Origin of the sequence: Pseudidiomarina donghaiensis (assembly GCF_900116895.1) — a bacterium.
Classification (GTDB): Bacteria; Pseudomonadota; Gammaproteobacteria; order Enterobacterales; family Alteromonadaceae; genus Pseudidiomarina; species Pseudidiomarina donghaiensis.
Genome location: NZ_FPCF01000001.1, coordinates 1061646 through 1073468 on the forward strand (window position 1 = coordinate 1061646; position 11823 = coordinate 1073468).

At 45.2% G+C, this 11823-nt stretch carries 9 protein-coding genes; 7 read left to right on the top strand and 2 right to left on the bottom strand.

Features of this window, described 5'->3' with window-relative positions:
• Positions 1–97 precede the first annotated feature (97 nt).
• The 7 genes from BM334_RS05215 to fabA all read left to right on the top strand — a co-directional run bounded on the left by BM334_RS05215 (position 98) and on the right by fabA (position 9626).
• On the top strand, positions 98–1144 hold the full coding sequence (locus tag BM334_RS05215) for an efflux RND transporter periplasmic adaptor subunit (protein WP_092838802.1): 1047 nt from the start codon (positions 98–100) through the stop codon (positions 1142–1144).
• Entirely contained in the window at positions 1141–4230 is a 3090-nt protein-coding gene (locus BM334_RS05220) for an efflux RND transporter permease subunit (RefSeq protein ID WP_092838805.1), read from the top strand. Before BM334_RS05215 ends, BM334_RS05220 begins: the two co-directional genes overlap by 4 nt.
• Positions 4230–4703 (top strand): SRPBCC family protein, encoded by a 474-nt coding sequence (locus tag BM334_RS05225; protein WP_092838808.1) that lies wholly within the window; start codon positions 4230–4232, stop codon positions 4701–4703. Before BM334_RS05220 ends, BM334_RS05225 begins: the two co-directional genes overlap by 1 nt.
• Before the next feature lie 163 nt (positions 4704–4866).
• The gene (locus tag BM334_RS05230) at positions 4867–5889 is read left to right on the top strand and encodes a CFI-box-CTERM domain-containing protein (RefSeq protein ID WP_092838811.1); all 1023 of its coding nucleotides are present in this window, start codon (positions 4867–4869) and stop codon (positions 5887–5889) included.
• Between the two features lie 272 nt (positions 5890–6161).
• On the top strand, positions 6162–7049 hold the full coding sequence (locus tag BM334_RS05235) for a TraB/GumN family protein (protein WP_092838814.1): 888 nt from the start codon (positions 6162–6164) through the stop codon (positions 7047–7049).
• 43 nt (positions 7050–7092) lie between these two features.
• Positions 7093–9006, top strand: coding sequence for an AAA family ATPase (locus tag BM334_RS05240; protein ID WP_092838817.1), 1914 nt, complete (start codon positions 7093–7095; stop codon positions 9004–9006).
• A 107-nt stretch (positions 9007–9113) separates the two neighbouring features.
• The gene (gene fabA, locus BM334_RS05245) at positions 9114–9626 is read left to right on the top strand and encodes a 3-hydroxyacyl-[acyl-carrier-protein] dehydratase FabA (RefSeq protein WP_092838820.1); all 513 of its coding nucleotides are present in this window, start codon (positions 9114–9116) and stop codon (positions 9624–9626) included.
• A gap of 95 nt (positions 9627–9721) precedes the next feature.
• Here the strand turns inward: fabA and rmf are convergent, their stop codons facing one another.
• Positions 9722–9898, bottom strand: a complete 177-nt coding sequence (rmf, locus tag BM334_RS05250) for a ribosome modulation factor (RefSeq protein WP_055437937.1) — start codon at positions 9896–9898, stop codon at positions 9722–9724.
• Between the two features lie 194 nt (positions 9899–10092).
• Entirely contained in the window at positions 10093–11823 is a 1731-nt protein-coding gene (locus BM334_RS05255) for a DUF3466 family protein (RefSeq protein WP_092838823.1), read from the bottom strand.

The following is an 11823-nucleotide window of genomic DNA, read 5'->3' on the forward strand; positions in this document are numbered from 1 at the left end:
ATAAAAGGTCGTTCATCGAAGATGCGCGACCTTTTGTGATCAAATTTGAGAAAATTTGTCTACTTACTCACAGTCAATTAAGAACAGGGAATAATTCATGCAGTGGTTTAATCGGTTTCTCATCATCGGGACCATTCTTGTTTGCTCTGGCGCTTCAGTAGCCTACACGCAACAATGGGGTGGTGGCGATCGTGCAGCGTTGGTGGTGACGCAACCGGTTGGTTTTGAGCGTGTACAACGTTTCGTTGAAGCTGTTGGCTATGCCGAGGCGAAGCGCTCGGTTGCATTGTACCCAGCGGTGGGTGATTTGGTTCTTGAAGTTAACTTTAAACCAGGCCAACGCGTCAAACAGGGCGATGTGCTGGTACGTTTAGATGACCGCCAGCAACAAGTGGATTTACAACGAGCTCGTATACAATTAAAAGACGCTGAACGTACGGTTAAACGCTTAACCACAAGTCGTCAACAAGGTGCTATTGCGCAAAGCGAACTTGATGTTGCGAATACGGCTAGAGACTTGTTAGAAGTTGCTGTGCGCGAAGCCGAAGTTGCCTATGAAGACCGTCAAATTAGAGCACCTTTTGACGGTGTTGTCGGAATGACTGATGTTGAACCAGGTGACCGAATAACAACCCAAACCCTAGTCACAACAATAGACCAGCGCGAGCAGTTGTATGTTGATTTTAATGCGCCGGAAGCTGCCATTGAATTATTGCAAGACGGGGCTGAACTTGTCGTTCGACCGTGGGCGAGCCGCAACACAGAAATCCCTGCAGAAATCATCGAAATTGATTCGCGGATAGACGTTAGTAATCGAACGATTCGTGTTCGCGCGGCCATCGATAATAAATCTGACCTTTATCGGCCGGGCATGAGCTTTCGTGTAGCCTTGGCATATCGCGGCGACAGTTATGCTGTGGTGCCTGAAGCTGCATTAATGTGGAGTGCTGACGGCGCGTACGTTTGGATAGAAAAAGAAGGTACCGCACAGCGCGTTGATGTAAACATTCAACAGCGTTTAGAAGGAAGAATTCTCGTTTCTGGCGCGCTGCAACTCGGCGACAACTTAATTGTTGAAGGCGTGCAAACTCTACGCAGTGGGCAGTCTGTTCGTGAAGTGGCGGCGGCGGAGGAACAACTATGAAGTTTTCAGCACAACTCAACGATTTACCGTCGCTTTCTATACGTCGACCTATCTTAATTGTTGTTCTGAATTTACTGATTATTATTGCAGGTTATGCCGCCATTAATGGCGTTGAAGTGCGTGAGCTACCCGATGTAGACCGTCCTATCGTGACAGTTTCCGCCAGTTTCCCTGGCGCTGCACCAGAAACTGTTGATACAGAAGTTACCAGTATTCTTGAGGGTGCCGCAGCGCGGGTCAGTGGTGTCAAACAAATTAGAGCCTCAAGTGAGGAAGGAAGCTCACGCATTGTTGTTGAGTTTCGTCCAGGTATTGATCTGGATAGTGCCGCTAATGAAATGCGTGAAACTGTTAGTCAGGTGCAACGCCGATTACCCGAAGAAGTAGAAAACGTCGCTATTATTAAAGCTGATAACGATGCTCAAGCGGTCGTGTCGTTGGCCGTGTCGAGCAGTACACTGGATCTTGAAACATTAACGGAGCGGGTTGAAACCGATTTGGCTCCGAATTTTTTAAGTGTTCCAGGTGTTGCTGATGTTCGTCTGAATGGTGACCGTCAACGGGTGCTGCGTGTTATTTTAGACCCATTGCAGTTGGCAAGTTTTCAGCTTACCGTCACGGATGTTGCGAATGTATTGCGCCAGGCGCCTTTCGACGTTCCAGCTGGCAGTTTAAAATCGACCGATCAGCAAATAATAGTTCGTGCTGACGCGAGTTCAGTAACGGTCGATGATGTGGAAAATATTGTTATTCGTGGCACCACACGCATTGGCGATGTTGCAACAGTATTCTTTGCGCCGGCCGATGCCAGCAGCATGGTGCGCCTTGATGGCAAACCAGTTATTGGATTAGGTGTTATTCGCCAAGCTCGTTCAAATACCATTGAAATTTCAGATGAGGTATTGGAATTAGTAGAGCGTTTAAAAATTCAATATCCAGAACTTGAAATACAAGTCACTTCAGATGACGCGAAGTTTATTCGTAGTTCAGTTGAGGAAGTATTTATTTCTCTTGCACTGACTATTGCTTTGGTTGTCGCCACGTTATGGGTATTTATAGGGTCGGGAAGGGCAACAATTATTCCTGCCTTGGCTATTCCCGTTGCTCTAATTGGCTCTATTGCAGTAATTTGGCTGCTTGGTTTTTCGGTAAATATTCTAACGTTGCTTGCTTTAGTTTTAGCAACCGGCCTGATTGTTGATGACGCCATTGTCGTTTCAGAAAATATTCAACGTCGACGTAGTTTAGGTCTTGGTGCTAGAGCTGCGGCGGTAGTTGGTACGCGTGAAGTTTTCTTTGCTGTGGTTGCAACAACAGCCGTATTAGTTGCTGTATTTGTTCCTATTGCCTTTTTACCAAGTACCGCAGGGCGGTTATTTCGCGAATTCGGCGGGGTATTAGCGGCTGCAGTTATCATTTCTTCATTTGTGGCACTGTCACTCGTGCCAGCCTTAACGGCACGGCTGCCACTCAAAGAGTCCAAGAACGAAAACCTTTTACAACGGTTTGGCAGCAAGCTGCGTGACAGCTATCGCAAAACACTGCACTTTGCGCTTGATAAGGCGATTTGGGTGTTTGCCGCGAGTAGTTTAATTGCCGGTGCGGCGAGTTACTTGTATTTTCAGGTAGACAACGAACTAATGCCGAATGAAGACCGCGGGACCATTCGTATTTTTGCGCGAGGACCTGACGGGGTCGGTATTGATTTTATGGACCGCCAAGCGCAAAAAATGGAAGCCATTTTGCTTCCGTATGTTAATGGTGGCGCGGTGGATAGTATAAATACCGTTGTTGGCCAATGGGATCCTAACTTGGTATTTATAACGGTTCGGTTGACAGACTGGGAACAACGCGAGCAAAGCCAACAAGACATCATTAATGAAATAAGCGGCCCGTTAGGTGAAATTCCTGGAGCTCCAGCCCGAGCCTTTGGCTCCAATAGTCTCAACTTACGTGGTCAAGGCGGTGGCTTAGAATTTGCGTTAACGGGTGAAGAATATGCCGATATTTTCCGAGCTGCGCAGAAGTTTACGGCGCGCGTGCAACAGGAAATGCCTGAAGTTGGGTATCCACGCATTGGCTATCAACCAACACAGCCGCAACTACGAGTTAATATTGATCGTAAACGCGCTGAAGAACTTGGGGTACCGCTAAGCGATATATCGACCACCTTGCGTGCTGCAATTAACGGGCTTGATGTGACCGATTTGAACATTGGCGATCAGGCCGTACCGATTATGCTGCAAGCACAACGAGACTTAATTCGTGACCCGACCGATATTATGAACCTTTATGTTGGTTCTCAAGCAACAGGTCTTGTGCCGCTATCCAGTTTAACAACGCTGACAGAAGAGGGCGTTCCAGCTGAATTAGAGCGACGTTCACAGCGCCGAGCTATTCAAGTAGATATGCAACTGCCTACTTCTATCCCATTAGAGCAAGTTGTCGAGCGGTTACGTGAGTTGGCAGCTGAAGAACTGCCTAACGGAGTTGGTCTAGTACTCCTTGGTGAAGCAGAAGCCTATGAAGAAACCTCTCGCGAGGTGGCGCTAACTTATATTTTGGCATTTTTGATTGTATTTTTAGTTTTGGCTGCGCAGTTTGAAAGTGTGAACTCAGCAGTTGTGGTTATGGCAACGGTACCATTTGGTATCGCGGCTGCGTTTTTCGCTCTGTATATTACTGGCACCTCGATTAATATCTTTTCACAAATAGGGTTAGTGATGCTGATTGGTCTGATCGCGAAAAACTCGATTTTATTAGTTGAATTTGCCGATCAGCTACGTGATCAGGGCGAGTCAGTTCGCCAAGCAATTGAAAATGCAGCTGAAATTCGACTTCGTCCGATCATGATGACACTTGTATCAACGTTATTAGGTGCGCTACCGCTTATTTTATCTATAGGGGCTGGTGCTGAATCTCGTAACGCCATTGGTTGGGTCGTGTTTGGTGGGTTAGCATTTGCGGTTCTATTTACACTCTACTTGACGCCGGTTCTATACTTAGCCATTGCGCGGTTTACCAAGCCTCGTGCTGATGAAACAAACCGACTTGAAAGCGAAATGAAACGAGCAGGGGAATTGTAATGAGAAGCCTAGCGAGCACATTATTTTATGGAGCGTTAGCGCTAACAAGTGCGAGCCTCAGCCTCGGCGTAGCTGCCGAGGTTGTAGATAGCTCAACGCAGGGTTTTACCATTGAATTTAAACAGGTCATCAATGCATCCCCCGCTGATGTGTACGACGGTTTGACGGATAACGTTGGACAATGGTGGCTGGATGACCATACTTGGTTTGGTAACGGCAAGAACATGCAGCTTGATGCGCGAGCCGGTGGTTGTTTTTGTGAGATTTTGGGTAGTTCACAGACGCAGCATTTACAGGTTGCCATGGTTATTCCTAATCAGTTTGTGCGCTTGCTCGGTGGATTAGGACCATTGCAAGGTGAGGGTGTCAGTGGCGTTATGGAATGGCGTGTAAATAAGCTCGAAGAAACGTCAACGGAGCTTACGGTGTTTTATCGCGTTGGCGGTTATACACCAAATGACTTGAGTCAATGAGCCCCAGCAGTCGAGAGCGTTCTGCAGCAGCAAATGGCAGCCATGAAAACCTTTGTTGAAAATGAATTGGGAACTCGCTAATTTAGCCAAACAGGTTTGATTATTTGGTTTTTTTTCAAATATTGCGTAAGGTTAAAGAATCTTTAAGTAGCCGAGCGCAATTATGTTTTTACAAAAATTTCCCCGATTAACAGCTGCTCTTGCGTTGTGCGGTATTGGCGTAGCTCATGCGCAAGCAGCCGACGACAGCAAAACACTACCTATCTGTAAAGCTGAAGCTAGCTTGTCGCCGTTTTCTCTAAATACAACACTGGTCGAAGATGATATGGGAAGTGTTTATCTTTCTGTTGATGGTCGGCGTGTATTATCGCAAGACATCAAGATCATGACTTCTGATGACCAGAATTTGGAATTTATTAAGAAGTTTGTTGGCCAGTCATCCTTTAACTTTCAAATGTATATTAGTGAAAACGAGGAGGGCGAGCGGACTTATCGTTTTGAGTCAGCAAATTTTTTATTGCCGAGCTATTCCAATACAAATGCAGAGGGAAAAACAATTCAGCAGTTTGCGAAGGTCCATCAAATTGCGCTCGGAGATAAACAGTATGTTTATCAAGTTGAACCCAAATTACCCTACAATAATTTTTATGAATACCCAGTCATTGCAGGTTTCGCTAGCGCATCTTCAGGCTCGTGGCTTCGGGGCGAACCGACAAGCATTTCGCTACAATTAACTGACGAAGCATATGTAACCGAAATTGTGCTGTTGCCTTCTAAGTGGGCAAAGTTTGCAGAGATTATCGATCGCGATGCCTCATCGTTATTTGAAAAATATAGCTCAGGGCAGTGCCAAGCCGATTATGCCTGCTTTTTTACGACAGCCGCTGTACATACGATTGGATTAGCTGATAACTGCTGGGAATTAACGCAATTAAGGTCGTTTCGTGATGAGGTCATGAAGAAAACCATTATCGGTAGCAAATTAGTCGAGCAGTATTACGCGCAAGCGCCAAATATCGTGCGGCGTATTAACACATTGAGTCAAGCGAAACGAATTTGGCTTAAAACGTATTGGTTCGATATTTTACCCAATGCGCTACTGGCAAAAGTGGGACTAAACGTACTTGCACAGAAACGATATATTAAATTGTTTAAGCGATTACAACAGCTTGCCCTAAGCGCATAACTTCATCCATTTCTAGAATCGTTCGCTACGTGAAATCTGAAAGAGTTTACGTGGTGAGCTGCCTAATTTTTTAAATAACGCCGGATATTGCAATAATATGTAAGTCATCACATCGTTCTAATTGCTTTTATATTAGATGATTTAACATAATATACATTATACGAAATCGATTATCATGCAATTTCAACTGAAGCGTATTGATACCAACCGCTGCATCATTGTTACGGCGTGGTATATTGACAACAGATTTTGTTACGAAGGATTCGTTGGCCATGAGGTTTCTATTTTTACTGCGGGTTTTACTGTGCATTTGTTTTGGTTTGCTGTCGTTCAGCACAGCGGCAAATGTATTTTTTAAAGTGACTCATGAACAGCGTGATCAAACCGCTTATGTGTTAGGCACCATGCATTTGTTATGCAAAGATAGCTTTGTAATGCCCGACACGGTTTACCAAGCGTTAGCGAATTCTGAGCAGCTTATTGTTGAGGTCAATCTGACCGATGACGCGGAATTAGAAGCGGCCCAAAGTGCCATGTTTCAGCAGCCCCGAAATTACCTTCAGCGGTATTTAAACAGCGAGCAATACAGCCAGCTCGAACACCAGACACAACGACAACTAGGCCGGCCGTTAAGTAGCCTTGCCCCGCTTCGCCCATTGATTATTAGCTCGTTATTTTTGGCTGATTATTTGCCGTGTGAAAGCGAAACCTTTTCAGTTGATGAAGCAATTATTGAGCATGCAGTTAGTAAAGACACGTTGGTCATTGGTTTGGAATCGGCTAAGTGGCAACTCGAGTTATTTGATCAAGTCGATTTGTCCGAACAAGTCTCTGCGCTGTATGAATTGGTCACAGAAAAAGAAGTTGCACAACATGAACTGATTAGTATGGCTGACACCTACTTAAGTGGAAATGGCAAAAAGCTGCATGAAGTCATGCTGGCACAAGACGATTTTATAGGGGCTTCAGCGCTATTTTTAGACCAACGCAATCAGACTTGGGTGCAAAAATTACCTCAGCTTTTTGTTGGCAAACGAAGTTTTGTTGCCGTAGGCGCTGGCCACTTATATGGTGATCAAGGCTTATTATCGCTGCTCATCGCCCAGGGCTATGAAATAACCCCTATTCCAGTAAGCTTTGGTGCTGTTGAGTCACACTGACAGTGATATGATAGCGAACTTCATCAAGGGAGAATTAAACACCATGCGCATAGCTGCAGATGCACTACAACCTCAAATATTTGAATGGGCTAAGCAACGACCAAAACACGCTAATGCCAATGCATTAGTTGGTCAGCAACGGGCGTTAAACGCCCTGCAGCAAGCACTGAGCATTGGTGGTAGGTACGCTCACGGATTTGTCGTTACGCCTGCAGGCATGCGCACCTCCGATGTGTTGCAGCAAGTACAAAACCAACAACAATGGGTTCACGCTGATAAATTTGATTGGGTGTATGTGGCCAACCCCGAAAGTGCTTCTCAACCGCTGTGTGTCAATGTGCCCTGCAGCAAGGCCAACGATTTTCTGATTAAATTATGGGAAGTGCTTCAAGCCGACGTTGCGGTACGTAAGCCATTAATTGATTTTATTAAAGAAGCTTACCCAAGTGAACGTGTAGCACGTTATCTTGAATTAATTGCAGATAAAACATTTGATGACTTACCAGGTACCGAATTAGCGACGGTCATTGTCACGCATGATGAACATGAACCCTTTATGATGTGTGACCGTGTCACCGAAGCTAGTTTATTCGGTAGCATTAGATTGCAAAGTGTGGAAGGAACCATTTCATCAGATTTACACTTAATTGAGGCTGGCGCTATTTTAAAAGCAAATGGCGGCGTGCTTGCTATCGATGCCGAAGAATTACTGTTACAGCCAGGTTTGTGGCGCAAACTGAAATACATTTTAAAAACCAGTGAGTTTGATTGGCCGCAACCGGGCGATTCCAATGTAGCTGCTTATTATCAACCCCAAGCAATTCCAGTGCACCTTAAAGTACTATTGTTGGGCGAGCGCGATATTTACGCACAGTTACGTGAACTTGATCGCGACTTTGATAACTTGTTCCCATATCTTGCTGACTTTTCGTCGCATTACTCGATTAGTCAAGAACCGCTACAAGCGTATTTTGATTATTTAGCCTATGTAGAGCGCGAGGCCGCGGTATTGCCTTTAGCTAGTGATGCGTACCCTGCTCTGTTTAAATTTGTAACGCGAATTACCGATTTCCAAACCGAATTATCGCTCGACACAATTGCCATCATGCAATTGTTACGGGAAGCATGCGCAATAGCTCGTGAGCGAAATGCAACGGCAATTGCTGCAGACGATATTAGTTCAGCCTTAAAACAACGCGAGTCGCGCGAAGGTTATATAGCCGAGCTAAGCCGCCGCGCTATTTTAGAAGGCCAAGTTTATATAGAAACTGAAGGCGAAGTCATTGGCCAAATTAATGGCCTGACGGTGATTACCGCTGGCGGTCATGAGTTTGGTGAGCCGACACGTATTACTGCGACGGTGCACTATGGTGATGGCGATATTATTGATATTGATCGCAAGTCAGAGTTAAGTGGCAGTATTCATACTAAGGGCGTGATGATTCTAAGCGCCTATATTGCCAATGTGTTTGCTCGCAATGAAGCAATGGCACTGTCTGCGACCATTGTTTTTGAGCAGTCATACCACGAAGTTGATGGCGATAGCGCATCATTGGCTGAATTGTGTTGTTTACTCTCAGCTTTAGCTGAGGCTCCAATTCAGCAAGGTTTGGCGATTACCGGAGCGGTTGATCAATTTGGTCGTGTCCAGGCAATTGGTGCGGTCAATGAAAAAATAGAGGGTTATTTCGAGCTGTGCCGAACGCGAGGCTTAACTGGGCATCAAGGCGTTATAATTCCTGCGGCAAACTTGAGTCAGCTCAACTTAGCAGACGATGTCATTGCCGCTGTCAAAGCAGATAAATTTCATGTTTTTGCTATTGAACATGTGGGGGAAGCATTGGAATTACTGACACAAAGCGAGCAAAAACAACTATATGCAAAAATTGAGCAACGCCTAAATGAACTACAACAAATTGAACGAGAAGTGTCATGGTGGCGCCGTTGGTTCAATTAAAATACTAGTCGGACTTGTTTAGCGTACACGTGTTCGCTAATCTACGCGAGTTAGCCCAAAACAAGCTCGCGTAGACACGTGAATTTACGTAGCAAAACAAGGTATTTATGAAACAAAATAATTACACACGCGAAGAGCTACTCGCCTGCTCTCGTGGCGAAATGTTTGGTCCAGGTAATAGCCAGCTTCCAGCTCCTAATATGCTCATGATGGACCGCGTGGTCGAGATAACCGAAGACGGCGGCGCTTATGGCAAAGGTTTTATTCATGCTGAGCTAGATATTAATCCTGACCTTTGGTTTTTTGATTGTCACTTCATCGGTGATCCAGTGATGCCTGGTTGTTTAGGGCTTGATGCCATGTGGCAGTTAACAGGCTTTTTCTTAGCGTGTTTAGGCGGCCCAGGGCGTGGACGAGCGCTGGGTGTTGGTGAAGTGAAATTTACCGGTCAAATTTTACCGACAGCCAAGAAAGTGAGTTATTTTATTGATATGAAGCGTGTTCTTAAACGCTCTTTGTATATGGGTATTGCTGATGGTCGGGTTGAAGTTGACGGCAAAACTATTTATACCGCCAAAGACTTAAAAGTTGGATTGTTTACTGACACGTCAACCTTCTAAACATCAATACGATTGAACTCAGTCCCCCTGTAAAAAGCCCGCTTTCTTGGCGGGCTTTGTCGTTCTATATGTCGTTGTTTTGTGACCTAACGTTTTTAATGGCGGAACAAGCCACCACCGCGGGCCTCCATGGCATCGCGCCAACCACCTAACCACTGAGAACGTACATCTTGATTCTGGTACGGGCATAGTTCTTTCGAACGACCTGATACTCCAGCTTTGAAACCTTGTGCGTGAGCACGTTCTAGGCGATCGCGTTTTTGTCGTTTCATGATTACACTTCCTCGTCCGGTTTTTTATACGATTCATTTTTTAACAGAGTCACTTTTTTCTGTGCTCTCAATAAATAGATAGCAATTTTGACGAGGAGTTCAAACGAAAAAAACGACGCTTTTTGTCCTGACTTGATAAGTCAATGAAAAAGCGTCGTTTATTTGAAGGTGTTTTCTTAGAACAAGTTAACTAGTTAAGCCCCGAATTTGCGGCGCACTGTAATAAGACCACCAATCAATAACATAGCTAGCAATGACAACAGAGATGTTGCGGCCCCTTGGCGTTCAATCGTCTCGCTATCATTTGAGCACCCTAACCCATTGTCATCGCCGGTTGGTGTTAACAATAAAGAAAACAGTTGGTCTTCTTCATAGGTGCTACCGTCTACATCAACGCGCTCGACTTTACGAATAGCGGTAGCGACAATTTCATTGTTTTCGTTAATGTCATCCGCAGCGACAATAAAATAGTCGGTGGCCGAGCAACCCACAAGATCATTGAGGTTTTGCAGGCCTTTTTCTGGCGCTGACGGGTCATATACAAAGCCGGCCTGGCGCCGAATGGAATCTAGTGAATAATCGATTTCGCCACGACCAACAATAAAGCCATTGTCGTTAATAGCTGCAGGGAATGTTGAAGAGCTGGCGAAGAACTGTGGAAGTAACTCGAATTCATTGGTATTTACATTAAATGTAAATGGTAGTGAACGACCATAACCCTGAATGGTTTTATACACAAAACCAACAGCGATATCTTCATTGTTGATATCCGTCGCTGAGCCCCAGGTATATTGATTATCCGTTGTTACTGGACGTGTTTCGCCATTGACAAAGATGGCCGGCATTTTGGTGCGGAAGAAAAAGTCGACGTTGTCACCCAGATAAGTCCAACTTTGGCCTACCGCAATATCATTATTGTTAATGGCATAAGCATACGTAGACATAGCCTCTTCGTCATCTTCACGACGCGGACTAAGGGGTTCGTAAGACTCAAAACTCACAACTTCACCTTGTGCGTCAAGCTGCCAAATAGTCGCATGCATATCGTAAATCGAGAGATTTTGTCGCATTGATCCCACGGTACTACTTTGTGCATTAAACCAACCCAGCCAAACGCAGTTATATAGCGAGGTGTTGGCGTTTTCCTCTTCTGCATATTCCTGACACCCGGTCACTCGGTCAGCCCCTTGCGGTGTCAGAGAAACGCTCATATAACCAGCAGCCACGTTGTGTTCATTAATATCAAACAGGGCTGACTCACCGCCCAACACTTCTTGTTCTGTCGGTGTAATTAATTTTAATTGGCTACCATCATACCAAATACCGCGACTGGTAAAGTCACGCTGAGCGAAGTTCTTCGTGATTGGCGTTGGCTCTTCGTCGCCACTAGCTGGCGGCGTATAAGTAAATTCAGTGCGATAATATGGCGCAGAAGCTATACCCACCTGAATATTGTTTTGATTAAGACCTAGAAACTGGCTGTCAGAGGAATTCTCAGTGCTTGATGCGCCGTTACCCGCAGTATTCAGCAATGCCGGTAACTCAACCGTTTGACCGTTATAGACTGCACCGAAAGTTGTCGCAATTCGTTGCGCCTCAGTGAGTTGATTTTGTTTGTCTGCTAGCAGCAAAATTAATCGATCATATTGCTGTAAAGTTAACGTGTCTTCTTCAGGGTCGAAATCTAGCGGAATGCCACTGTTGGCTAAAAGACTCGGTAGAATTAGGTCAAAATCTAGTTCGGCATTCAGCGGCGCATGGGCTGTCAAATTAACGAGCCCTTGGTCATTAATTTTGCTACCCAGTAAATTCTTGACCGAATTTGGGGTTTCTAAAATTTTTACATTGTACGACTGTGCGACTGCACCAGCAGATGCAAGGGCTGCAACAGATGCAGCAAGCAAGCAGGTTTTAAATAATTTCAT